We start from the raw sequence: 24,174 nt of genomic DNA, 5'->3' as shown, positions 1-24,174 counted from the left end.
GAGGGTAGGTTTTTACCTGCCATACAGGGGTGTAGTTCAGTCGGTAGAACGTTGGTCTCCAAAACCAAATGTCGAGGGTTCGAGTCCTTCCGCCCCTGCTTTTTTTATATCTGATACCATGCGGGGCATTAGCGCAGCTGGGAGCGCGCCACACTGGCAGTGTGGAGGCCAGGGGTTCGAATCCCCTATGCTCCATATTGAAAACGCTCGGAACAATAACCGTTTCGGGCTTTTTGCTTATATAGAAGAAACAAAGGGGGATGAAAAGATGTCATTGGAAACGTTTTATGAAAAAACCGGCGGCAGCTATGAGGAAATCCTTGGACGGCTCCGCAGCCCGGAAATGATTCTGAGGTTCGCGAAAATGTATGCGGCGGATCCATCCTGGAAGCAGCTCCATGACGCGCTGGATCAGGGAAATGCGGAAGATGCGTTTCGGGCGGCTCATACCTTAAAAGGCGTGTCTCAGAATCTGGGATTTACAAAACTTTACGAAGTGTCAGCAAAATTAACCGAAGAGCTCCGCGGAGGGAAACCTCTGGTGCATAAAGAACTGGTAGATGCTGTCGATCAGATACACCAGACCATTATCGACAACCTGGGAGAACTGGACACCGAATAAATACGAAAACTAAAGACGGCGGACGGTGTATGTTTCCTAAGCGACTGACTTTCGATGGGAAGAAGTCTGAAGAGCACACAGCACCGCCTATTTTGTTTCTACTAATACTTTAATGCTTTAAACCACGACGCTTTAAAGGATTGACTTTTCAACGCGGCTGTAGTATGCTTGTAAGAAGCGCGGGATAACTGCGTAAAATGTTTAATAAAGAAAGAAAAGAGGAGAGTTTCATGAAGAAGAGATTTCTTGCAGTAATGATGAGTGCTGTTCTTGCGGTGTCCGTTCTCGGCGGCTGCGGAAGCAAAAAGGCAGACAGTGATACGGCGGCACAGACGAAGGCTGCTGACACAAAGGAAGAGGAAACAAGCGCAGCTGATACCAAGGAAGCAGGAGACGAGGCCGCTTCCGGAGATACCGTAAAGGTCGGTGTGATCCAGCTTGCAGAGCATCCGGCGCTGGACCAGAGCTATCAGGGCTTTGTGGACGCACTGAAAGAGGGCGGCTATGAAGAGGGCAAGAACCTGGAACTGGATTTCAACAATGCCCAGGGCGATACCTCCAACTGCGAGACTATCGCAAACAAGCTGGTAAACAATAAGAATGACCTGATCCTTGCCATTGCAACGCCTGCAGCTCAGGCCGTGGCAGGAAAGACAAAGGATATCCCGATCCTTGCAACCGCAGTTACCGATTTTGCGGCAGCAGGTCTGGTTGACAGCAACGAGAAGCCCGGAACCAACGTATCCGGTTCTTCTGATCTGACTCCTGTAGAGGATCAGATCAAGCTGTTAAAAGAGCTTCTTCCCGATGCAAAGAAGGTTGGCATCATGTATTGCTCCTCCGAGGATAACTCCATTATCCAGGCAGATCTTGCAAAGAAGGTATGCGAGGAGCAGGGGCTTGAATACACAGAATATACGGTTTCTGATTCCAGTATGCTCCAGTCTGTGGCAGAATCCATGATCGGAAAGGTTGATGCCGTTTATATTCCCACCGACAACCTGCTGGCAGAGGGCATGTCCACGGTTACCATGATAACCAATGCCAATAATCTTCCCTGCATCGTAGGTGAGGAGGGCATGGTAACAAACGGCGGCCTTGCAACATACGGAATCGATTACTATGAGCTGGGCAAGCTTGCCGGCAAGCAGGCTGTTGAGATTTTAAAGAACGGTGCAGATGTCAGCGAAATGCCGATTGAATACATCAGCGCAGAGAACTGCAAGCTTTCTGTAAATTCTGAAGCAGCAAAGGAGCTTGGAGTCAGCCTGGATGCAATTATGGACAAAGCAGAAGATGTAGCAGAATAAACACAGGGAGGAAGCAGCATGGGGATTTTATTAGCAATTCAGGGCGCAGTCAGCCAGGGAATTCTCTGGGGCATCATGGCGCTTGGAATTTATCTGACATACAGAATCCTTGACGTGGCGGATCTTACCGTTGACGGAAGCTTCGCCCTGGGCGGCTGTACCTGTGCTGCCCTGATCACCGCGGGCCTGAACCCGTATCTTTCTTTAATAGTAGCGATCCTTGCCGGAATGCTGGCCGGGTTTGTCACCGGCATTTTGCATACGAAATGCCAGATCCCGGCGATCCTTGCCGGAATCCTGACCCAGATCGGTCTGTATTCCATCAACCTGCGGATCATGGGACGGTCCAATACCCCGTTATTAAAGGTTCCCACGATTTTTAAGGGCATTGCGGAGGCCATCGGCCTTGCCCAGAACTGGGTATCCATGGTAGTCGGCCTGATTTTTACGATCATTTTGATCGTGTTCCTGTACTGGTTTTTCGGAACCGAGATTGGTTCGGCGATCCGTGCCACCGGAAATAATGAAAACATGGTTCGTTCCCTTGGCATGAATACCAACACCCATAAGGTGCTGGGACTGGCAATCAGCAACGGGCTGGTTGCTTTATCCGGCGCACTGGTAACACAGAGCCAGGGCTATGCCGATGTCAAGCAGGGCACCGGAGCCATTGTGATCGGCCTGGCGTCCATCATTATCGGTGAAGTAATCTTCGGAAAAAAGACCAGCTTCGGTACAAAACTGGTGTCTGTTGTGGTCGGTTCCATTATCTACCGTATCATCGTTGCGGTCGTGCTGCAGATGGGTCTCAATACCGATGACCTGAAGCTTTTGACAGCAATCCTTGTGGCGGCGGCTCTGACAGTTCCGGTTATGCTGGAAAAGCGGAGACTGGCGGCAGGCTATGATCCGAAGACCGATGGAAAGGAGGGAAAGTAACATGTTAAAAATCAGTCATGTAAGCAAAACCTTCAATCCCGGTACGGTCAATGAAAAGCAGGCCCTCAGCGACCTGAACCTCCATCTGGAGCCAGAGGATTTCGTCACCATCATCGGCGGAAACGGAGCCGGAAAATCGACCATGTTAAACATGATCGCAGGCGTTTATCCCATTGACTGCGGAACCATCTATCTGGACGGTGTGAATCTTTCCCGCCAGCCGGAGTTTAAGAGAGCCTCGCTGCTTGGACGGGTATTCCAGGATCCTATGATGGGAACGGCGGCAAACATGCAGATTGAGGAAAATATGGCGCTGGCCAACCGCCGCGGGAAAAAACGCGGTCTGAGATGGGGCGTCACAAAAGAGGAAAAAGAGCAGTTCCATGAGGAACTGAAGCGTCTCGGACTGGGACTGGAGGATCGTATGACCTCCAAGGTGGGTCTCCTTTCCGGCGGGCAGCGTCAGGCACTGACTCTGTTAATGGCAACACTTCAGCGCCCCAGGCTGCTTCTGTTGGATGAGCATACGGCAGCGCTGGATCCCAGAACGGCTAAGAAGGTTCTGGATCTGACGGAGGAGATCATTGCGGAGGATAAGCTGACGGCGCTCATGGTAACTCATAACATGAAGGATGCGATCCGTCTCGGGAACCGTCTGATCATGATGCACGAGGGCCATATCATCTACGATGTGCGCGGAGAGGAAAAGAAGAAACTGACCGTGGAGGATCTGTTAAAGAAGTTTGAAGAGGCCAGCGGCGGTGAATTTGCAAACGACCGGATGATGCTTGCAGACTAAAAGCGGGGCATCCGGGAACAGAAAAGAGAAGCGGAGCGTTGGAAACAGGGCTCCGCTTTTAATATTCTGGACTTCTCCGGCTTTTTGACCGAAAACCTTAAGAAAACAGGAACGATTTCTTAATTTCCCGTTGAGTTTATAAAATTTTTATGTTAATATAATAATGTTTTTGATAAAAACCGCCGGAATAGGACGTTTCCAACCTGTTCCGGTCATTTACGTCTAAAGAAACGGAGGATAAAAATGGAAAAGTTCTTCAAACTGAAGGAGCATAACACCAACGTAAAAACCGAAGTGATCGCCGGTGTTACGACTTTCTTCGCAATGGCCTACATCATTTTTGTGAATCCCAATTATCTGTCTCAGACAGGCATGGATTTCACAGCGGTTATGGTTGCCACCTGCCTTTCCGCAGCAATCGGTACCTTCCTGACGGCGTTCCTTGCCAATGTACCGTTTGCACAGGCTCCCGGTATGGGCCTTAACGCATTCTTTACTTATACGCTCTGCTTCAGCATGGGATATACCTGGCAGCAGGGTCTGGCGATCGTTCTGATCTCCGGTATTCTGTTCCTGGTCGTGACCGTGACTCCTTTAAGAGGTATGATCATCGCATCCATCCCCGCACCGTTAAAGAATGCAATTTCTGTAGGTATCGGTCTGTTTATCTGCTTTATCGGTATGCTGAATGCCGGAATCGTTCAGTGCTTTGGCCCTGAAAACGGAAGCTACACCGACATGGGAGCAATCACAAAGGGCGGCGCACTTCTGGCTCTCATCGGTCTTCTGATCACCGGTATTCTGATCGTATACAAAGTGAAGGCTGCCATTTTTATCGGTATTATTATTACAACCATCATTGGTATCCCCATGGGCATTACAACCATGCCGGAAACGATTACCATGAGCCACATCGGAAACATCAGCATGACTGCTTTCCAGCTTGACTTCGGCGGTGTGCTTTCGGTTGGTGTCTTGCCTCTGATCACGGCAGTAATAAGCTTTTTCATTGTGGACTGCTTCGATACAGTTGGAACACTTCTTGGTACAGCCGGAAATGCCGGAATGCTTGACAAGGACGGCAACCTGCCCGGCGGCGACAGAGCGCTGATTGCAGATGCTCTTGCGACCTGCGTTGGTGCCTGCCTCGGTACTTCCACAGTAACCACCTTCGTTGAGTCTTCCACTGGTATCCAGGAGGGCGGCCGCACCGGTCTTTCTTCCGTAGTAACCGGTCTGCTGTTCCTGCTTGCGATCCTGCTGGCACCCGTTGCCGGAATCGTTCCCAGTGCTGCAACCGCTCCCGCACTGATCATCGTGGGCGTTTACATGATCATGGGTGTTACCAAGATTGACTGGACAGACTTTGAGGTTGCACTTCCCTGCTTCCTGACCATCGTTATGATGCCCTTTGCATACAGCATCTCCGATGGTATCGGTTTCGGATTTATTTCCTACACCGTAATCAAGGTTTGCCGTGGAAAGTTCAAGGAAGTTCCGTTCCTGATCTACATCCTGTCCGCAGTATTCATTGCAATGTACATTCTGACTTACCTGTAAGGAGCAGAATGCGGCTGCGGCTCACAACTTCATAAGAAACATCAGGCCCCTTTCTGCAGAAACGCAGAGAGGGGCTTTTGACTGAAAAAAATACGGCTGATTGGAAAAGAAAATACGGTTGACGGGGAACAGACAGTCTGATAGAATGTAACAAATGATGTTTATAAAAGCGATTTTTTGTTACAAATAAAGAAAAGCAGAAAAGCTACAGAAGCAGAAAACGCGCGTGAAAAACATATTTTTTTGAGAAAATGGGTTGTTTATGTAATCCCGTATGTATTATTTTTATGTAAAATAAAAATCTTAAAAGAATCCCTTCGGGATTCCCGGGTGAAAGACTGTAAAATAAAAACATAAGCAGAGCTATGCGAGGAGTATAGAGAAGAGAGAAGAAAAAACAAAAACCTGCTCTCCGTCCGCAGCGCCCTGCCACAGTCTGAAAAAGGAGAATCCCAATGACATTGATGAGAAATGAATATAAGAAAGAAGTCAGTCGTTTTATGAGAGAGCTTGCCCTGGGACACAGTGGAACATACCTGGAAAATCCGGCCGTGGGGTTTGTGAAGGACGCCAAAGCCGGAGCCTTTGACCAGCTGACTGATGAGCAGTACGAGAAGCTTCTGGCGTATTATGAAGATCTTTCAGGTTTTTGGGAGAGACAGTCCAGAGCAACCGTGGGAAAAATCTTTGAGGGCATCATGAAGGATGCCGCTCCTGATATGAAGAGTCTGTACCAGATCTCAGAAATTCTGGCGGACAGCTATGAGAGCCGTCCGGGCCATGAGAAGTTTGCCGGTGCAGGAGAAAGAAAAATAGACGAAGAGGTTGAAACCATGATCGCCATGCAGGAATGGGAGACAGAGGATGAACTGACGGAGCAGGAACAGGCACGCGACCATAGAACCATGGGAAGAGAAGAACGGCTTTTTGCCATGAAACCGAGAGAAATCTATGACTATGTGAGCCGGCAGGTTTACGGTCAGAGAGAGGCGGTCAAGGCAGCGTCTATGCTGGTGTATAACCATCTGCGTGGCCGGAAGAGGAATGTGATGTTCATCGGACCGACCGGCTGCGGTAAAACAGAGATCTGGCGCGTGATGAGCAGCCTGTACCCGAACATCAAGATCGTGGACTGCACCCAGCTTACCATGGAAGGATGGAAGGGTTCCTTTAAGCTGCGCAACATCTTCGATGACATGACCGTAGCAGAAGCAGAGCATGCCATCATCGTCATGGACGAGTTTGACAAGTTCTGTGAACCCAAGATGGGAAGCAACGGAACGGATTACAGTGCAGCCGGTCAGAATGAGCTTCTGAAGTTCATTGAAGGAACCATTCTGGACTACCCCATCGAGGGAAAGAATCAGTCCGAGAAGAAAATCGACACCTCGAAGGTGAGCTTTGTGTTCTGCGGAAGCTTCATCAATCTGATGATGATGAAGAATGAGGAGAGTCATTCGCTGGGCTTTGGAGCCGATGTGGACGGCGTAAGCGTGGACGCGCAGTATGAGCAGGCCATTTTGACGGATGACCTGGCAGACTTCGGTCATGTCCGGAGAGAAATCTGCGGAAGAATCAATCAGGTGGTACAGTTGAGCGGCATGACGGCCAGAGACTATCAGAACATTCTGAAAATTCCCAGCCTGTCGCCTCTTACAAAGCTGGAAAAGGAGTATGATCTGACCCTGAAGCTGGATCAGAGAACGGAACGGCTTCTTACCGAAGCGGCGGAGCTGAACCACATGGGTGTCCGTTACCTTTACAGCTCCCTGCAGCGTCTGCTGGATGAAGAGCTTTTCGAGAATCAGGATCAGAAGGAATACACGCTGTGCCAGAGGGAATAATCCTCTGGCGCAGCTCCGGAACCATAAACCAGAACCATAAAAAAAGGAAAATCAGGCATGGAGCAGAACAAAACAACCGATAAAAAGATCATACAGACGACGGCAGCTGAGGAGCAGTTTTTCCGCACACATTCCGTGGAGGAACAGATCGACCGGTTTACCAGACAGGAAATCGGAAGCGTACTGATCCCGCATATCTCCACGGGGATCGCCGGGCTGGACACACTTTTGGGCGGAGGACTGACGGCTGGTGTCATCATGCTGGGTGGTCATTCCGGTATGGGGAAATCGACGCTGGCGTTACAGATCGCCCAGAATATTTCGGCGGCGGGAATCCCGGTCTATGGTTATTTCCTGGAAACGTCGAAGATTGGTGTCATTGCCAAGGCGCTTTCCAGACAGGTGTATCTTCAGACAGACGGAACCGTGTCTCTGCCGGCGGCGGAGCTGCTGTATGAGGGGAGTGTGAACCACCTTGACCGGAAGCGTTGGGAGGAGATCGAACAGGCCAGACAGACGGTAAAAGAGGCATGCCGGAATCTCCTGCTCTTTGAGGATCGGAAAGCGGATCCCATCAGCGGGCTCCGGATCTACCGTGAAGTTTCGGAGCATGCACAGAAAGGGAATGCTGTGGTCATGGTTGATTACCTTCAGATTCTGGAGTCACAGACGGAGCAGAACGCTGCAAGAGCGTATCTGAATGATCCACGGACCATGCTCGATGCCAATATCCGCATTCTGCGCCAGCTTGCCTATGAAATGGAAATTCCAGTGGTGGTTATCAATTCCCTGAACCGCAGCAGTTATGGAAGAGCAGTCAGCGTATCGGCGTTCAAGGAATCCGGAGCCATCGAGTATTCGGCGGACGTGGTGCTTGCCATGCAGTTTGCTCTGTTCAGCGATCACGGGGAACTGAAAAACGGTGAGGCGGCAGCAGACCGGGAAAAGTCAAAAAATCCCAGAATTGTGGACTTGGTAGCATTGAAGCAGCGCTACGGGCGCTGCGGCATGGATGCCAGAGTGCGATTTACCTATTATCCGGGGAACGATGTGTTTCTGGAAAGTGCCGATCAGAGGCCGGTGCCTGCTTCGAGAAATGCCGGAAAGCGGACGAGAACCCGGGCTGTGAATGAAACGGGAGCTGCAGAGGACGGAGCTCCTGTAAGGCAGCAGACGATCCCGGACCCGGACTATGATGCAGAATGGATCGAGAACTGCCGGTAGGAAAGAACAAGAGGCAGGAGAAATAAGAAAACAGGCAGGAGCGTTTATGAACAGACCAGACCGGTTTTATATGAACAACTGTAAGATCGCCCAGGAGCTTTACAAAAAAGAAATTCCGGCCATGAAAAAACAGCGGGTGGATGTGGGGAACGGCTGCCTTGTGTCTTATGCAGTAAAAACGGGCTCTTCCATGACCTGGCTGGAAAAACTGTTGTGTGATGCGGTGTACACACTCTGGCTGACCAGACGGTTTGAGCGGCAGGGGATCCTTCGGGGAACCGTGACAATAACGGTAACGGAGCTGCTGGCGTGCATGAGCGGAAGCGGAACGATCCGGATCCGTCAGGCGGAGCCGGGGAGTATCTCCAAAGAACAGAGGCTGGCAGACAGCCTGGAACGGCTCGGACAGATGGATATTGCCATCTGGTGGGAGGAAGAAATCGAGCGGCGGAGGCTTACGGATGTTCCGGAGGTGCTGGCGGGAAAGCTTCTTCCGCTCCGGCGGATCAGTGGCACAAACCGGTTTCATCTGGATCTGGACCGGGGGTTGCCGCTGTATGAATATGCCTCCGCCATCCACCAGATCATCCGGATCCCCATGGAGCTTTTGACCTGCGGAGAAACTGTTCTGGCTGACGGAAGCGTTGTACCATCTTTGAAGCTTAAAAATTCCGATACCGTGATCCAGATGAAGCACCTGCTTTTGCAGCGGTGTGAGCTGCTTCGGAATCCGAAAAACGGGTTCTCAAACAGGAGTCTTCGTTACTGCTATCCGTCCCACAAACAGGCGGGAAGACTGGATGGGCTGCTTCCGATCATGGGCATCCGTGAGGAGGATTTCTCGACCGGTGCATGGTCCAATAAAAAGCAGGCAGTTCATAAACAGATGAAGGCACTTCTGGATTATTACTGTGCCGTCGGCTATCTGACAGGGTATCATGAAACAAGAGGCGGAGACGGGAAACGGAGCAGCATCATCGGAATCGATCTGGAGGGTGATATCCGTAATCCGGAGAGTTGTTTTCACACGAAGAAAAAAGAAGAAGCTGCTTGTATGTTTCGGGAAAAACCGATAGAATAGAGAAAGACGAAAGAGAAGAGGAGAACAGGAAATGGAAGAGAACCTCAGAGCGTTGGAGGAGCGCATTGCGGAAAAAATCCGGGATTTTCAGGCTGATTCGGACTATGGAAAGCCGTATGATGCTGCTCATGTAGACACCTGGATCAGACAGTTTGATGAAGCAGACCGCGAAGCGATTCTGCTGGAGACGGATCATCTTCTGGAAGAAAACTATATGAGCCGGAAAAAAATCGAGAAATTTTTTGATTCCATCTGGAATACAAAGGAGATTTTCGGAGAAAAGCCTTTTAAAACCTTAAACCGGGCACAGTTTCTGGACATTCAGGGAAAGGGCAGCAGCCAGAAGCGGCTGGTAAAGCTGATGGAGGAGTATTACCACAGCTCCAAGGGCATTGTTATCAACCGGATGAACCATAAATCGGTGGACCGCTATTTTTATCTGGATGACTGTATGTACACCGGTATGACACTGTTAAAGGACATTGGCACCTGGATCCAGAGCGATGAGCCCCATGAGGGCGCAGAGCTGGATATCATCTTCCTGGGGCTGTATGATGGGAACTTTCCTTATGTGAAGAAGCGTCTGGATGAAATCTGTGCCGGGAAGAAGATCATACCGAAGATCTACCTGCTGAAGGAGTATCACAATGTTATCGGGGATCCGCCCTATGATGTGCTCTGGCCGCGGTATGATGCGGAAGATCCTTATGTGAAACAGTATCTGGACTATGTGGACAGCCTGCGGGAAAAGTATCATAAAAAGGGATTGACATTCCGGGCGTATATAGACGGAGAACCGCAGTCAAGGCTGTTTACCTCAGTGGAGAGCCGTGATATTCTGGAACGGGCACTGCTCCAGAAGGGCGCTTATATCTGTTCCCTGCCCAGTACGCCAAACGAACGGCTGAAGCCCATGGGCTACAACCACACCATCTCTTTGGGCTACGGAGCGTTTTTTGCTACCTGCTATAATATTTCCAACAATTGCCCTCTGGCATTTTGGTGGGGCACAACGGCCAAGGAACGAAAAGGCACCCTGGGGAAATGGTATCCGCTGCTGTCACGGGAAGCAAACTCGGTCAGTGCGGAGAAGCAGACATGGGTGAAGACAACCATTCGGAACTGACGGTTGTTTAAAGAAAGGGATAACAATGAACGAAATGAACGATGATTACAAAAAATCTTTTGGTGGGGCAATTCGCATCATAACTGGCCTGTTGGAGCCGATCGTTTCCGTGAAGGAGGATGAGGTACTTCCGGATGTTTTAAATAAGAACCTGGAGGATATGTGCTCTGATATCATGGACGAGGGACCGCGGATGATTTCCAACGCATTTCTGGACTGGTTTTTCGATGCGTTTCCGTACCTGTATTACGGACTGCTCCAGGAGCCGGAGAAAACTTCGGATCTTCCGAAGATCCTGTATGGGATTGCCTATAATTATTATAAAGAAACCGCAGAATATTCGGTCAAGATCGTAGAGCAGTTTGACCGGGAGCCTTATTCCATCGATTTTCATGTATTCAGCGAGGAGTGTTATTCCCGGTTCTGCGGAAGGCTCATGGAGCGCATGAAGGTGTTGGATCCGGTCAGCGATTCCGTAGATGATCTGTGCAGCCGCATGATGCCGTCCCAGCGTTACATGATCGGTTTTGTGTTCTGCAGCTTCAGTGCCATGCTCTGCGAGCTGATGCATAACGAAGAACTGAAGGGGCTTATTGACGAGCTGGTTGTGTTTATGCGGTCGGTGGTGGCCTCTCATGCCATACCGATGACCGTGTTTGCCAATACGGCGGAGGAGCAGGGCATTTCCATGCAGGAGGCCGTTGATATGCTGGCGGAACAGGAAGTGTGGATGACATGGTAGAGACGACGGAGAAAACAATCCGTCTTGCAGTGGAATATGCACACAGCCACAATATAAAGCATCTGGTGGCGGCAACAACATCGGGGGAAAACCTGAACTATCTGCTGGGAGAAACGGATCTGCATATTGTGGGCGTGACCTGTGTGTATGATCATGGAGAAAATCGTCTTTCTGAAGAACGGAGAAAGCAGTTCGAGCAGGCGGGCATGGATCTCGTTACGGCGGGGCATGCGCTCAGCGGCGTGGAGCGGAGCTTTTCCAGACAGTTCGGCGGTTATGGGCCGGTTGAGATCATGGCAAATACTCTTCGGATGTTTTCCCAGGGAACCAAGGTCTGTGTGGAGGTCAGCACCATGGCACTTGATGCGGGAAAGATTCCTTACGGAGAACCGGTGCTGGCAATCGCCGGGAGCGGGCATGGAGCCGATACGGCGCTGCTTTTGACGCCGTCCTATACAAGTTCCATTCTGGAAACACGGATCCATCGGATCCTTTGCAAACCGGAGTGATCTTTCACTTTTTCCGGCGGAGCGATAAAGTATCATAAAAAAGAGAAAACGGGAGGATTTTACAGATGAAACTGGCAGTACCTTACGAAAACGGTTCGATTTTTCAGCATTTTGGAAAAACAAAGGTGTTTAAAGTATATGAAATCGAGAACGGAAGCGTTGTTTCCGAAGAGCTTCTGGATTTCAACGGCGAGGGTCACAGTGCGCTTGCCGGACTGCTGGCAGAGCTGGGTGTCCAGGCTGTGATCTGCGGTGGGATCGGAGAGGGCGCACAGTCGGCGCTGACAGCAGCGGGAATTGAGATCTGTTCCGGCGCAGAAGGCGATGCAGACCGGGCCGTGGAGGCCTATTTAACCGGTGATCTTGTTTCTGCAGGCGTGAACTGTGACCATCATCATGAAGAAGGTCATTCCTGCGGCGGAAACTGCGGGGACGGAGAAGAGGAACATTCCTGTGGCGGCTGTGGCGGCGGATGCAGTGGCTGCGGCTCTCATCAGCCTTCCTTTACCGGCCCCAATGTGGGAAAGACCTGCCGTACCCATTATCGCGGCACCTTCAACGATGGAACACAGTTCGATTCTTCCTACGACCGCGGCGAGCCGCTGGAGTTTGTCTGCGGCGCCGGACAGATGATCCTTGGCTTCGATAAGGCTGTGGCAAACATGAAGGTCGGTGAAACGATCCAGGTTCATCTCATGCCGGAAGAAGCATACGGACAGACAAACCCGGATGCCATCATTACACTGGAGATTGCCAATCTGCCCGGCTCCGAGGAGCTTACCGTTGGCCAGCAGGTGTACTTAACCAATCAGTATGGCCAGCAGTTCCCGGTAAAGGTAACAGCAAAAGAAGAAACGACCATTACCTTTGATGCAAACCATGAAATGGCCGGAAAAGAACTGAACTTCCAGATCGAGCTGGTAGAGGTTAAATAAAAAGCAGGAATTGTAAAGACGAAAAAATGAACGGCAGGCACGGCGGAAACAGTCTGGATTCAGACGCCGCACATGACGCCGCAGAATCAGGAAGACAGCTTTCGGGCTGTCTTTCTGTGGTGAATGGGAGAAAAAAGCAAATGAACATTCAGATCATACGGTCAAATCGAAAAACTGCGGTGATCCAGGTCTGGCAGGATCAGACGGTGAAAGTCCGGGTCCCCAGGTCGATGCCGGAAGAAGCGGTTCGGCAGATGATAAAAAGAAAAGAGCCATGGATCCGGGAACAGCTTGAAAAAATGAAAAGGCTGCAGGAGCAGGAACAAGCAGCAGAACAAAATACCCAGCGTTTTACCGGAGCGGAGCTTCAAAATCTGGCAGATCAGGCGTTAAAGGTAATACCGGAAAGAACTGCCTATTATGCGCCCATCGTCGGTGTTACATACGGCCGAATCACGATCCGCTGCCAGAAAACCCGTTGGGGGAGCTGCAACTCCAAAGGAAATTTGAACTTCAACTGCTTGCTCGTGCTGGCCCCGCCGGAGGTGCTGGACTATGTGGTGGTTCATGAACTGTGCCATCGGAAAGAAATGAACCACTCAAAGACATTCTGGAAAGAAGTCGAAAAGGTACTGCCGGATTATCGAAAGGCAGTGCGGTGGCTGAAAGAAAATGGCGGGGAACTGATGAAGAGAAGGGGATAGGATGTTTCGCTGTTTAGTGTTCCCTATGCTTACGTGGATCACAGTTCATACCTTGCAGACTCGTTATTCAGTCAGAAAAAAATACGGTTAAAGTTCAAGGAGGAATTTGCAAGGGAAGATTCGCCGTATCGTATAATCGTATGCAGAGTATATAAGCGGGGTGTGGGGAGATTTGAAGAAGCCATGGAACTGCTGAAAGATAAGATGCATTTGCTTGGGTACAGGGATTATCCGGATACGTGCAGGAGGCTTGAGAAACTTATAGACAAAGAAATGAGGAAAGGAGAACTGGATTCGGAAAAGTAAAAATGAAGAAATTTGACTTGTAACATAAAATAGGTTACAAGTTAAAAATAGTATGAAAGAAATATGAGGTGGTGATGTAAAAAATGGTAGTGTTTTACGAAAAAAGCTCTTTTGGATGGAACTATCTGAAGACATATCTAAATAATAAATCTTTGCGATGTGTTAAAATTGATTTTGACTATCCCTTAGAGCATGAAAAAAGAGATTCAAAAAATGTGATATATTATCATAAAGAAGGTGATTATGGGATACATGAAGGCGTACTGATTTCGCCCTGTAGATTCTCTGTTCGAAATATGGAACAGGAGTTTTTGGAATACGTAAATGAAGACAAGCAGGTTGCTCTTGTTATCTGCGAAAATGGAACTGATTGCCTGTTAGATGTTTTTGTTGAGTTAGCTGAAAAATATCAATGGCATTTACACCTTATCTATCTTGGTGAATGGGAAGGAACAGAAGTCGATCATAAAGGACTGCTACGAATCATTAAAAATGCAGATCAATACGATTCTATTTGCTTTTTGAATAGATACGACATGATAGATTACGACTCGGACTGGGCGGATGTTATTGAGCAGATTAAAACTTATGAGGAATTAGTTAGCAAAGATGTAGAAAAAATTTTATTAAAATCGCTCGAACTACCTAAAATACAGCAATTGCAAGAAGTGAATCTATATCATCACCAAAAAGAATCGTATGAACTCATAATGTTAAAGGATGATGAAATTATTCGGCATGATCTAGAGTGTTTTGGTGTGTATGAATATATTTGCCCAAATAATGGAAAAGAAGTTTGTTCGCACTTGAAAGCATTAAGGAAAAAATATGCCAAATGTTATCATGAAGATCTGGTGGAAAAGCCTTGTGAATTCGAAGCAGAGTGTAGATGTACTTGTCCTCCTTGTGAAAATGAAGCAATATATTTATGGAATAAAACAAAAAAAATAAAAGTAGCATATAGTGAGCAACTTTATGCACCAGTTCGTGGAATCGAACGATTAAGAATTCAAACGGATGGAGAAGGAGTACGCACATTGATTGCGTTCAATAATTGTATGTTAAATTGTCGGTATTGTATTAATAAACAACATATTAATGTATTTCCATTTTACAAGAAAGTCAGTGTAAATCAGCTTGGTCGTATGGTTGAAAAAGATGCAGTTTACTTCGAAATGTCAAATGGAGGGATTACATTTGGCGGAGGAGAGCCGTTATTGTATGCCGATTTCATTCGAGCGTTTCATCAACAATATCCAGAATGGGACATAGATGTTCAAACTTCTTTAAATGTATTGGCATATGAGGTAGAAAAACTTATTGATGTTGTGGAGGTTTGGCACATTGATATTAAAGATATGAACCCGCAAATATATGCATTATATACTGGCTGTTCCAATAAAAATGTAATTCATAATTTAAAAATGTTGTGTACACAAATTCCACAATCCAAGATAAGGGTAAGAGTTCCTCACATACCGAAATATCATTGTGAAAATGATATTGTACATTCTGTTCAAGTGTTAAGAGAGATGGGGATTGAAAATATTGAAGAATTTAATTATATGATTTACTAAATTAAATTATAGAAAAGACAGGTTCAGATACACTGATTAACCGCAGTGCGTCCGGACCTATTTTTTGTTGTTATCGTCTCTTTCGGCTGCCTTTTCCACGTTTGCTTCCTGGAGATTTGAATGACAAATTCTCTCCCATAAGGTATAATACTAAGTATGGTATTTTGTTTGTTACTGTCCACAGATAATATTCCGCGAGATGTTTTGCTCATTACGAAATGAGAGGGAGATTCTTCAAAGGTAGGCGGAATGACGATGGCAGGATCTTTAATTAAAGATACAACCAGAGAAGAAAGACAAAAGATTGACAGAAAATCATTTGAAAGAATAGAAGGGAAAAAATATGCTTAGAAAACCGATTCTTGCGTTGGCAGCTAACCGTACACGGAAAGCTCAGATAAATCATGTTTGCGGAGACCCGGAGGAGTGGTTTGATTCGCAGCCGTTTCGGGAACGGAATCTGTATGCGGCATCGTTTGACTTTTTTGTAGACTGGGAATCGGAGCAGGTGTGTGATGAAGTGTGGATCAAGCGGATCAGTGATTCGGACTCGATCCAGGAAAAAAGTGAAACGGAGCTGTTAAAGCTGATCTCGGCGTGCGATGGAAAAGAAAAGTCCAACCGGATATATCTGTTTCTGGCCGCGCAGGGAATGAAAGAAAAATATATGCTGTTTCGGGATGTCCCGGAAGCGCAGTGGGAAAATGGACAGGAAAAGGTTGTGGAGCTGGATCTGTCCAGATATAAGAAAAATTCGGTCGCGCGGTACGATGCAAAGGAAATACAGGAGAAAATCGAACAATTAAGAAAACGTCCGGCGCCCATCGGGAGTGCCGGGCTTATATATGCCACATCGTCTCTGGAGGGGTATCTGTCGCACCAGCCATATTTTTGGCCGGGGGATGCGGATACCGTGATTTTTGATGGAAAAAATGAGGCAGCAGCGATCCTTGAATTTAAAAAGCATACAGCAAGATCAAAGATCCCGTTTGCGGATCAGAAAATCACAAACTATCTACAGAAGGATAATTTGAAATACAAGAGCCTGGCACTTCTGCGGGACCGGCTCCATACCGATCTGTTTGTGTTATACTATCCGATACAGGAGGAGATTCCTTATATGATCATAGAAAAACTGGATGGATCGGCGGATGCCCTGTTCGCAAGTGAACGATATGAGATTCCATTGCCTAATTACAGAAAAGCTGATCAGATGAGGGCCTTTGCGGATCAATTTATCACAGACGTTTTAAAACGGCAGGAGAAAATCAGATGATCGAGAACGTGAACATGCAAAGCAGGAATCAGACAGAACAGAATATCAATGCAATCGGCAGACTGTTTCCGGGCTGTATAACCGAGACCATCGGAGCAGATGGAAGGGAGCGGAAAGCAGTAGATTTCGATATGCTGAAACAGATGCTTTCCGATGTGGTCATAGAGGGAGAGGAGTTCTATGGACTGTCTTGGGTGGGGAAAAAGCAGGCGATCGTGGATGCCAATACACCGGTTAAGAAAACGCTGCGCCCGCAGACAGAGAAGAGCGTGAACTGGGATTCAACGGAAAATATCTATATTGAAGGAGATAATCTGGATGCTCTGAAGCTTTTACAGGAGAGCTATCTGGAGAGTGTAAAGCTGATCTATATTGATCCGCCGTATAACACGGGAAGCGATTTCATTTATAATGATTCCTTTAAGGTTTCGGCTGCGGAATATGAGATGGAGGCCGGACGGGTGGATGAAGATGGAACCCGTATGTCGGTCAATTCAGAAACCAGCGGCCGTTTCCATTCAAAATGGTGCTCGATGATGTTTTCGAGATTATTTCTTGCGCGGAATCTGCTTTCGCAGGATGGCGTGATTTTCATCAGCATTGATGATAATGAAGTGGAAAATCTGAAACTGATCTGCAACGAAATATTTGGAAAACAGAATTTTGAGGGGCATATTCACTGGAGAAGACGGCATAATCAGCCCAATGACAAAACAAAGATGATCGGCATTGTTGCCGAGCATATTTTAGTCTATGCGAAGGACAGTGTGTATTTAAAGCAGGTGGGCGTGGGAAAGCTGGATCTTACGGCATCCTTTACCAATGCGGATCATGATCCAAGAGGTCCCTGGGCCAGCAAGCCCTGGAAGACCGGTTCCGGTCAGAATGGCAGCCGGTATCAGATCGTGACCCCCACAGGAAAAATCCTGGATGAAGAGTGGATGGGGGATGAATCGACTTATAAAAAGTATCTGGAAGAAGGACGGATGTATTTTCCAAAGGGCGGAGACGGAATGCCCCGAAAGAAGTATTATCAGTTTGAACGGGAAGAGGAGGGACAGTGTGCCACCAACTGGTGGCCCCATGAGCAGTTCGGCCACAATCAGGGGGCTAATGACTGTATGACCGGATTGTTTGGCGTAAAAAATGTGTTCAGTAATCCCAAACCGGTTGAACTGCTGCGAGCTATTATGAAAGTGGCCAATGTGAAGGATGGAGATGTGGTTCTGGATTTCTTTTCCGGATCGGCAGCAACGGCTCATGCAGTCATGAAATTAAATTCGGAAGGAAACGGAAAACGAAAGTTTATCCTGATTCAGCTCCCGGAGAAATGCGGGGAGAAAACAGAAGCATACAGGCTGGGATATGAAACAATCTGCCAGATCGGGGAGGAACGGATCCGGAGAGCGGCCAAAAAAATAAAAGAAGAAACGGGCGCAGACATTGATTATGGATTCCGGGTATTTTCTGTGGACACAACGAACAGGAGGGAAGTTTATTACAGTCCCGCAGAATATTCGCAGGAGCTGCTTTTTATGCTGGAATCCAGTGTAAAACCGGATCGGACCGATCTGGACCTGTTGTTTGGCTGTCTTCTGGACTGGGGACTTCCGTTATCCCTGCCCTACCATTCAGACCTGATAGAAGGCTGTACCGTTCATAATTATAATGCAGGGGATCTGATCGCCTGTTTTGATGAGAATATTCCGGAGAGTGTGATGAAGGAGATCGCAAGGCAGAAGCCTCTTCGTGTGGTGTTCCGGGATCACAGCTTCTCCGGAAGTGCATCAAAGATCAATGTGGGAGAACTGTTTAAACGGATGGCTCCGGATACGGCTGTCAAAGTGATTTAAGGAGGAGAAGTCAATGAAGCTGCAATTCAGGCATCAGAAGTTCCAGGAGGATGCCGCAAAAGCTGTCGTCGATGTGTTTGCGGGACAGCCATATCAAACTTCTTCTTATCGGACGGACAGGGACAATGGAACGCATCAGATGTCCCCGGCGGAAGCACAGGAATTCACCGGATGGGGAAATCAGCGGATCGTACCGGAACTGAAGGATCCGATCATTCTGGAGCATATCCGGACGATACAGAAACGAAATCAGATCGATCCTTCTCCAAGACTGGAGGGAACCTATAATTTAACGGTTGAAATGGAGACCGGCGTTGGCAAGACCTATACTTATATCAAAACCATGTATGAGCTGAACCGGCATTACGGCTGGAGCAAGTTTGTGATCATTGTGCCGAGCATTGCGATCCGTGAGGGTGTGTACAAGACCTTTCAGGTCACGCAGGAGCATTTTGCGGAAGAATACGGAAAGAAAATCAGGTTTTTCAGTTATAATTCGGCGAAGCTTACGGAGATTGACCGGTTTGCGTCCGACCCTTCGATCAATGTCATGATCATCAATTCCCAGTCATTCAATGCAAAGGGGAAAGATGCCCGGAGAATCTATATGAAGCTGGATGAATTCCGCTCCAGAAGACCTATCGACATGATCGCCGGAACCAATCCGATCGTGATCATCGATGAGCCTCAGTCGGTAGAGGGAAAGCAGACGAAGAAAAATCTGGAGGAATTCCATCCGCTGATGACCTTGCGTTATTCCGCGACTCATAAGAGCGGCAGCATCTACAATATGGTGTACCGTATGGATGCGCTGGAGGCATATAACAGAAAGCTGGTAAAAAAGATTGTAGTGAAGGGCATTCGGAAATCCGGGACGGAGGTGACCGACAGCTATGTGTATTTGGAGGGGATCGACCTGTCCAAAGCGGATCCGGGCGCAGTGCTTCAGTTTCATTCCAGAAGCAGCTCCGGGATCAAAGAGATTTCCGTGAAGGCTGGGATTGGATTCGACTTGTATCCGAATTCCGGAGAGCTGGAGGAATACAGAAATCACTTTATTATTAAGAATATTGACGGGCGTGAGGATTCGATTGAATTTGTTAACGGAATCAGACTGTATGCCGGAGATATGAGCGGTCAGGTGAGTGAGGAGCAGCTCCGCAGAATCCAGATCCGAGAGACGATCCTTTCCCACATTGAACGGGAACGCCGGCTGTTTCATATGGGTATCAAGGTTCTGTCCCTGTTCTTCATTGACGAGGTTGCCCATTACAGAACATATGACAGATCCGGGAAACCGGTGAATGGGATGTTTGCGGATCTGTTTGAACAGGAATATGAGAAGATTGTCCGCAGTCTTGCGTATAAGGCCGGTGAGGAGGAATATGCCGGATATTTGCGGAGGATTGCTGCAAAAAAGACGCACGCCGGATACTTTTCCATTGATAAAAAAGGCCGCATGATCAACAGTAAGGTCAGACGCAGCGAGACTTCTTCCGATGATGCGGGGGCATATGATCTGATCATGAAGAACAAGGAGCTTCTTCTGGACCGTGATCCACAGAAGTCGCCGGTCAGATTTATTTTTTCCCATTCTGCACTGAAAGAGGGATGGGATAATCCAAATGTGTTTCAGATCTGTACATTAAAGCAAAGCAGCAGCGAGGTTCGCAAACGCCAGGAGGTCGGCCGCGGCATGCGTCTCTGTGTCAATGAACATGGAGAGCGCATGGACGAGAGTGTACTGGGAGCCGATGTCCACAACATCAATGTGCTTACGGTCATTGCCAGTGAAAGCTACGATGCGTTTGCAAAGAAGCTTCAGTCGGAAATGGCAGAGACAACCGGACGGGCGGAGGCAGCTTGTGATGGCAGCATCATGAGGCCGGAGAATGCCAGAAGCAGCAGGGTGGAGCTTCACGTTGATCCGGAAAAGCTTTCCATGCCGGAATTTCAGGCATTGTGGAGCAGGATCAATACAAAAACAGCATATGTGGTTGATTTTGACACGGATGAGCTGGTGCGGAAAGCGACAGAAGCACTTGATGCCAGGCTTCATGTGCCAAAGCTCAGTATTCAGACTGAGACCGGCGAGAAGTATGACCTTGTAGGAACGCTGGCGGAGAAAACCGGGCTTACAAGAAAAGCCATAATCCGGATCCTTGCGGGGATCAGGCCTTCCGTGTTTGATCAGTTTAAAGATAATCCGGAAGCATTTATGTTTCAGGCTGGCAGGCTGATCGATCAGGAGAAGGCAGAGGCAGTCATCCGGCATATTTCGTATGAGGCTCTGGATGAGCGGTATGATACAGAGCTTTTTACGGATAGCGTTATAAAAGGGAAACCTGGCGTGAATGTCATGAAAACAGAGAAGCATCTGTATGATCATGCAATTTATGCTTCGGAATCCGAGCGTAAGTTCATTGAGGCGCTGGAAGCGTCATCGGAAGTCGCCGTCTATGTAAAACTGCCGGACCGCTTTTCTGTTTCCACACCGTTTGGACATTATAATCCGGACTGGGCAATTGCGTTAAAAACGGGAACGGCAATGTATGCGTATGTTGTTGCAGAGCTCAGAGGCTCCACAGACACAAAGGAATCACGATGGCTCGAGGAGGCGAAGCGCCATTGCGCGCGAGAGCATTTCAAGGCTGTCAGCGGAGGACAGGTGATTTACGATGTGGCAGATGGGTATCCGGAAAACGATAAAAGAACAGCAGGGATGGAAGGAAAATGAAAGGAAAACGAGTGATCGCAGCGATTCTGCTTGTGGGAGCTTTATCAGCTGCCCTGGCAGGATGTAAAAATGCAAGTACCAGTAAAAAAGAAACAGAACAGCCGGTCATCACACTGGGCAGTGACAGTTATCCGCCATACAATTACCTGAATGAGGATGGAATCCCGACCGGAATTGATGTAGAGCTGGCCACAGAAGCCTTCAAAAGAATGGGGTATCAGTTGGACATTGTTCAGATCAACTTGGAGGATAAAAAAAAGCTGGTGGAGAGCGGGGAGATTGATTGTATCATGGGTTGCTTTTCCATGGAAGGGCGTCTGGATGAGTACCGATGGGCCGGACCGTACATAGCAAGCCGTCAGGTAGTTGCGGTAAATGAGAGCAGTGATATTTACAGACTGAGCGACCTGGAGGGTAAGAACCTGGCTGTCCAGTCTACAACCAAGCCGGAGGAGATTTTCCTGAACCAGACGGATGAGAGAATCCCCAAACTGGGCAATCTGATCAGCCTTGGACACAGGGAACTGATCTATACGTTTCTGGGGAAAGGGTATGTGGATGCCGTAGCCGCGCATGAGGAATCGATTGTCCAGTATAGGAAGGATTATGATGCAAGCTTCCGTATTCTGGAAGAACCGCTGCTGATCACCGGAATAGGTGTTGCTTTCGCAAAAAATGATGATCGGGGAATCTGTGAACAGATGGAGCAGACGCTGGAAGAGATGAGGCAGGACGGTACTACCTTGAGGATCATTGAAAAATATCTGGATGATCCGGAAAAGTATCTGGAGGTGGAAGGGCTTGGATATTAAGAGAAGGACAAAGGAAAAATGGATTCGAAGAGCCGGCGTTTTACTTGGAATCTGTGTGGCTGCCGTCTCCCTGTATTATTCCTTTCATGCAGAAAAAGCGGATGCGGAGAAAAGAATGGTGGAGATTGTAAACTATGTCAAAGTACAGTGCTCAACCTATACCCATTACAATGAAGCTTCGGAATCCAAAAGTCTCCTCCGTGCAATTGAAAGCGCCAGACAGACGAGTATGAATATTGACCTGGAAACAGAAAATGGCGGTCAGCTAAATCAGGAATTTTTAAAAGAAAATCTTCGGAACCTCTGGATGGACGGGATCCTTGTTCTGGATACAGAAGGAAGGATCGTCTGCGAATACAGCGTGGATGAGACTCTGGCCAATGAGATTAGCGATTATATTCAAAAAGATATGATCATGGAGTTTACCGGTTATGAGGAACGAATCTATTCGGAACGGATCAACAGAAAAGACGGATCATACATTGACCTTGCAGCCTGTGCCAGAAAAGATGCACCAGGTATCGTAGTGAGCTACTATCATACATCTTTTGAGTTCGCCAGAAATTATAATCTGACGATACAAAATCTCTTAAGCGGTTACAGCACCATGAAGGATGGAACGATTATTGTTGCAGATGAGGGGACGATCATTGCCAGCAACAATGAGAGTCTATTGGGGCAGAAGACTGCTGATAACGAGGTTGTTCAGGCGATGAAAATGCATACAGACAGTCAGCACATTTTTCATTTGAAGAATGAGGGAAACGGATATTATGGAATCATGTTAAGGCAGCGGGATTACTATATCTATACATATCTTCCGGATACGGTAGTATTTCACAACCTTCCATTAAATGTAGCCGGTGTTATTTTTCTGTATTTCCTGCTTTTTAGTATGTTCTGGCTCTGGGTATACCGAACCAATCTGGCAAACCAGAAGCAGGAGATGGAAAAAGAGGAGAAGTATAAAGCGGAACTTCTGACAGCAGCCAAAAAGGCAGAGGCTGCCAATCGGGCGAAGACAGAATTTCTCCAAAGGATGAGCCATGACATCCGGACACCGATCAATGGAATCTTCGGGATACTTGATATGGCTGACCATTATGCGGATGATATGGAGAAACAGACGGAATGCAGAACAAAAGCCAAAGCGACGGCTCATCTGTTACTGGAATTGCTGAACGATATTCTGGATATGAGCAAGCTGGAGTCGGGAGAAGTGGTTCTGGAAAACAGGCCATTTAATCTGAAACGTGTTTTTGAGGAAATCTATGTTGTGATCGAGCATATGGCTGCCGAACAGAATATCCGGATTGTGTGGGAAGAAAAAGAAGTTACACACCGGAATCTGATCGGAAGTCCGGGGCATGTGAAACGGATCCTGATGAATATCCTGTCGAATGCGGTGAAATATAACAGGGAAAATGGAAGTATCTATATCAGCTGCAGGGAAATTGCATCCGAACAGCCTGGAATGACCGTGATAGAATTTGTCTGCCGGGATACCGGAATCGGGATGGCAGAGACGTTCCAGAAACGTATTTTTGAACCGTTTGCACAGGAGCATACAGGAAGCCGCACAAAATTCGCAGGAACAGGTCTGGGAATGCCGATTACCAAAAAGCTGGTTGAGAAGATGGGTGGAACGATTACCTTTGAAAGTGAAGAGGGTGCAGGGACGACATTTGTGATCCGTATTCCGTTCCAGATTGATACAGACAGGAGCGACAAATCTGAAACCGGAGAAAAAACAGAAGCTTCTATTCGGGGACTGCATATTCTTCTGGCAGAAGACAATGAGCTGAATATGGAAATAGCAGAATTTGTGCTTCAGAATGAAGGCGCTGCCGTGACCAAAGCATGGAATGGCCAGGAGGCTGTCGAGCTGTTCAGAAAAAGTGAACCTGGTGAGTTTCATGTCATTCTTATGGATATTATGATGCCGGTCATGAGTGGTTATGAAGCTGCAAAGACGATCCGCTCTCTGGAGAGAGCGGATGCAAAGGTAATACCGATCATTGCAATGACGGCAAATGCGTTCACGGAGGACAGACTGAGCGCAAAAGAGGCCGGAATGGATGAGCATATTGTAAAACCTGTTGATGCGAAGGTATTGGTAAAGGTAATTCACGAATTAGTGGAACACAGATTCGGTAAAATTTCTAAATGAAACAAAAACACTCCGCAGGCGGAGAATCCTGCAGGCAGGACTCTTCGG

20 protein-coding genes and 2 tRNA genes are annotated in these 24,174 nt (G+C 47.9%); all 22 read left to right on the top strand.

The annotated features are described in order from the left end of the window. The first annotated feature begins 25 nt into the window (after window positions 1–25). Window positions 26–98: transfer RNA gene (locus ACTQ3K_RS06420), tRNA-Trp, on the top strand. A gap of 24 nt (window positions 99–122) precedes the next feature. Further along, window positions 123–195: transfer RNA gene (locus tag ACTQ3K_RS06415), tRNA-Ala, on the top strand. Window positions 196–268: 73 nt separating this feature from the next. Next, complete coding sequence (locus ACTQ3K_RS06410) at window positions 269–622, top strand: Hpt domain-containing protein (protein ID WP_441566794.1); 354 nt, start codon at window positions 269–271, stop codon at window positions 620–622. Between the two features lie 230 nt (window positions 623–852). Beyond that, entirely contained in the window at window positions 853–1,932 is a 1,080-nt protein-coding gene (locus tag ACTQ3K_RS06405) for an ABC transporter substrate binding protein (RefSeq protein ID WP_441566796.1), read from the top strand. Between the two features lie 18 nt (window positions 1,933–1,950). Then, on the top strand, window positions 1,951–2,871 hold the full coding sequence (locus tag ACTQ3K_RS06400; RefSeq protein ID WP_441566798.1) for an ABC transporter permease: 921 nt from the start codon (window positions 1,951–1,953) through the stop codon (window positions 2,869–2,871). 1 nt (window position 2,872) lies between these two features. Next, window positions 2,873–3,670 (top strand): ABC transporter ATP-binding protein, encoded by a 798-nt coding sequence (locus ACTQ3K_RS06395; protein ID WP_441566800.1) that lies wholly within the window; start codon window positions 2,873–2,875, stop codon window positions 3,668–3,670. Between the two features lie 243 nt (window positions 3,671–3,913). Then, the gene (locus ACTQ3K_RS06390; RefSeq protein ID WP_441566802.1) at window positions 3,914–5,230 is read left to right on the top strand and encodes an NCS2 family permease; all 1,317 of its coding nucleotides are present in this window, start codon (window positions 3,914–3,916) and stop codon (window positions 5,228–5,230) included. Window positions 5,231–5,685: 455 nt separating this feature from the next. Next, the gene (locus tag ACTQ3K_RS06385; protein WP_441566804.1) at window positions 5,686–7,074 is read left to right on the top strand and encodes an AAA family ATPase; all 1,389 of its coding nucleotides are present in this window, start codon (window positions 5,686–5,688) and stop codon (window positions 7,072–7,074) included. Window positions 7,075–7,131: 57 nt separating this feature from the next. Beyond that, complete coding sequence (locus tag ACTQ3K_RS06380; protein WP_441566806.1) at window positions 7,132–8,298, top strand: DnaB-like helicase C-terminal domain-containing protein; 1,167 nt, start codon at window positions 7,132–7,134, stop codon at window positions 8,296–8,298. 46 nt (window positions 8,299–8,344) lie between these two features. Next, entirely contained in the window at window positions 8,345–9,379 is a 1,035-nt protein-coding gene (locus ACTQ3K_RS06375) for a hypothetical protein (protein ID WP_441566808.1), read from the top strand. Between the two features lie 31 nt (window positions 9,380–9,410). Further along, window positions 9,411–10,505: a phosphoribosyltransferase-like protein gene (locus ACTQ3K_RS06370; protein ID WP_441566810.1), complete on the top strand. Its 1,095-nt coding sequence runs from the start codon at window positions 9,411–9,413 to the stop codon at window positions 10,503–10,505. Between the two features lie 25 nt (window positions 10,506–10,530). Further along, window positions 10,531–11,247, top strand: coding sequence for a hypothetical protein (locus tag ACTQ3K_RS06365; RefSeq protein ID WP_441566812.1), 717 nt, complete (start codon window positions 10,531–10,533; stop codon window positions 11,245–11,247). Then, window positions 11,241–11,756, top strand: a complete 516-nt coding sequence (locus tag ACTQ3K_RS06360; RefSeq protein WP_441566814.1) for a pyruvate kinase alpha/beta domain-containing protein — start codon at window positions 11,241–11,243, stop codon at window positions 11,754–11,756. The genes ACTQ3K_RS06365 and ACTQ3K_RS06360 overlap by 7 nt, the downstream gene beginning before the upstream one ends. 65 nt (window positions 11,757–11,821) lie before the next feature. Next, the gene (locus ACTQ3K_RS06355) at window positions 11,822–12,691 is read left to right on the top strand and encodes an FKBP-type peptidyl-prolyl cis-trans isomerase (protein ID WP_441566816.1); all 870 of its coding nucleotides are present in this window, start codon (window positions 11,822–11,824) and stop codon (window positions 12,689–12,691) included. Between the two features lie 140 nt (window positions 12,692–12,831). Continuing rightward, the gene (locus ACTQ3K_RS06350; RefSeq protein ID WP_441566818.1) at window positions 12,832–13,395 is read left to right on the top strand and encodes a M48 family metallopeptidase; all 564 of its coding nucleotides are present in this window, start codon (window positions 12,832–12,834) and stop codon (window positions 13,393–13,395) included. 183 nt (window positions 13,396–13,578) lie between these two features. Then, window positions 13,579–13,701, top strand: coding sequence for a hypothetical protein (locus ACTQ3K_RS06345; protein ID WP_441566820.1), 123 nt, complete (start codon window positions 13,579–13,581; stop codon window positions 13,699–13,701). 83 nt (window positions 13,702–13,784) lie between these two features. Continuing rightward, a complete protein-coding gene (locus ACTQ3K_RS06340; RefSeq protein ID WP_441566822.1) occupies window positions 13,785–15,278 on the top strand; it encodes a radical SAM protein in 1,494 nt (497 codons plus the stop codon). 343 nt (window positions 15,279–15,621) lie between these two features. Then, on the top strand, window positions 15,622–16,554 hold the full coding sequence (locus tag ACTQ3K_RS06335; protein ID WP_441566824.1) for a hypothetical protein: 933 nt from the start codon (window positions 15,622–15,624) through the stop codon (window positions 16,552–16,554). Further along, the gene (locus ACTQ3K_RS06330; RefSeq protein WP_441566826.1) at window positions 16,551–18,407 is read left to right on the top strand and encodes a site-specific DNA-methyltransferase; all 1,857 of its coding nucleotides are present in this window, start codon (window positions 16,551–16,553) and stop codon (window positions 18,405–18,407) included. Before ACTQ3K_RS06335 ends, ACTQ3K_RS06330 begins: the two co-directional genes overlap by 4 nt. A 13-nt stretch (window positions 18,408–18,420) precedes the next feature. Continuing rightward, on the top strand, window positions 18,421–21,144 hold the full coding sequence (locus ACTQ3K_RS06325; protein ID WP_441566828.1) for a restriction endonuclease: 2,724 nt from the start codon (window positions 18,421–18,423) through the stop codon (window positions 21,142–21,144). Further along, window positions 21,141–21,956 carry a substrate-binding periplasmic protein gene (locus ACTQ3K_RS06320; protein ID WP_441566831.1) on the top strand — a complete coding sequence of 272 codons (816 nt, stop codon included), beginning with the start codon at window positions 21,141–21,143 and terminating at the stop codon, window positions 21,954–21,956. The genes ACTQ3K_RS06325 and ACTQ3K_RS06320 overlap by 4 nt, the downstream gene beginning before the upstream one ends. Further along, a complete protein-coding gene (locus tag ACTQ3K_RS06315) occupies window positions 21,946–24,126 on the top strand; it encodes an ATP-binding protein (protein ID WP_441566833.1) in 2,181 nt (726 codons plus the stop codon). The genes ACTQ3K_RS06320 and ACTQ3K_RS06315 overlap by 11 nt, the downstream gene beginning before the upstream one ends. The last annotated feature ends 48 nt before the right edge of the window (window positions 24,127–24,174 follow it).

Source organism: Candidatus Paralachnospira sp. LCP21S3_A2 (genome assembly GCF_052118925.1).
Lineage (GTDB): Bacteria > Bacillota > Clostridia > Lachnospirales > Lachnospiraceae > Lientehia.
The sequence above is the reverse complement of the archived record's forward strand: the minus strand, read 5'-3'. Positions and strand labels throughout refer to the sequence as shown.

Excerpts from the sequence above, each read along its gene's own strand:
- ACTQ3K_RS06410 (WP_441566794.1), top strand. The coding sequence starts at position 269 with ATGTCATTGGAAACGTTTTATGAAAAAACCGGCGGCAGCTATGAGGAA.
- ACTQ3K_RS06405 (WP_441566796.1), top strand. The coding sequence starts at position 853 with ATGAAGAAGAGATTTCTTGCAGTAATGATGAGTGCTGTTCTTGCGGTG.
- ACTQ3K_RS06400 (WP_441566798.1), top strand. The coding sequence starts at position 1,951 with ATGGGGATTTTATTAGCAATTCAGGGCGCAGTCAGCCAGGGAATTCTC.
- ACTQ3K_RS06395 (WP_441566800.1), top strand. The coding sequence starts at position 2,873 with ATGTTAAAAATCAGTCATGTAAGCAAAACCTTCAATCCCGGTACGGTC.
- ACTQ3K_RS06390 (WP_441566802.1), top strand. The coding sequence starts at position 3,914 with ATGGAAAAGTTCTTCAAACTGAAGGAGCATAACACCAACGTAAAAACC.
- ACTQ3K_RS06385 (WP_441566804.1), top strand. The coding sequence starts at position 5,686 with ATGACATTGATGAGAAATGAATATAAGAAAGAAGTCAGTCGTTTTATG.
- ACTQ3K_RS06380 (WP_441566806.1), top strand. The coding sequence starts at position 7,132 with ATGGAGCAGAACAAAACAACCGATAAAAAGATCATACAGACGACGGCA.
- ACTQ3K_RS06375 (WP_441566808.1), top strand. The coding sequence starts at position 8,345 with ATGAACAGACCAGACCGGTTTTATATGAACAACTGTAAGATCGCCCAG.
- ACTQ3K_RS06370 (WP_441566810.1), top strand. The coding sequence starts at position 9,411 with ATGGAAGAGAACCTCAGAGCGTTGGAGGAGCGCATTGCGGAAAAAATC.
- ACTQ3K_RS06365 (WP_441566812.1), top strand. The coding sequence starts at position 10,531 with ATGAACGAAATGAACGATGATTACAAAAAATCTTTTGGTGGGGCAATT.
- ACTQ3K_RS06360 (WP_441566814.1), top strand. The coding sequence starts at position 11,241 with ATGGTAGAGACGACGGAGAAAACAATCCGTCTTGCAGTGGAATATGCA.
- ACTQ3K_RS06355 (WP_441566816.1), top strand. The coding sequence starts at position 11,822 with ATGAAACTGGCAGTACCTTACGAAAACGGTTCGATTTTTCAGCATTTT.
- ACTQ3K_RS06350 (WP_441566818.1), top strand. The coding sequence starts at position 12,832 with ATGAACATTCAGATCATACGGTCAAATCGAAAAACTGCGGTGATCCAG.
- ACTQ3K_RS06345 (WP_441566820.1), top strand. The coding sequence starts at position 13,579 with ATGGAACTGCTGAAAGATAAGATGCATTTGCTTGGGTACAGGGATTAT.
- ACTQ3K_RS06340 (WP_441566822.1), top strand. The coding sequence starts at position 13,785 with ATGGTAGTGTTTTACGAAAAAAGCTCTTTTGGATGGAACTATCTGAAG.
- ACTQ3K_RS06335 (WP_441566824.1), top strand. The coding sequence starts at position 15,622 with ATGCTTAGAAAACCGATTCTTGCGTTGGCAGCTAACCGTACACGGAAA.
- ACTQ3K_RS06330 (WP_441566826.1), top strand. The coding sequence starts at position 16,551 with ATGATCGAGAACGTGAACATGCAAAGCAGGAATCAGACAGAACAGAAT.
- ACTQ3K_RS06325 (WP_441566828.1), top strand. The coding sequence starts at position 18,421 with ATGAAGCTGCAATTCAGGCATCAGAAGTTCCAGGAGGATGCCGCAAAA.
- ACTQ3K_RS06320 (WP_441566831.1), top strand. The coding sequence starts at position 21,141 with ATGAAAGGAAAACGAGTGATCGCAGCGATTCTGCTTGTGGGAGCTTTA.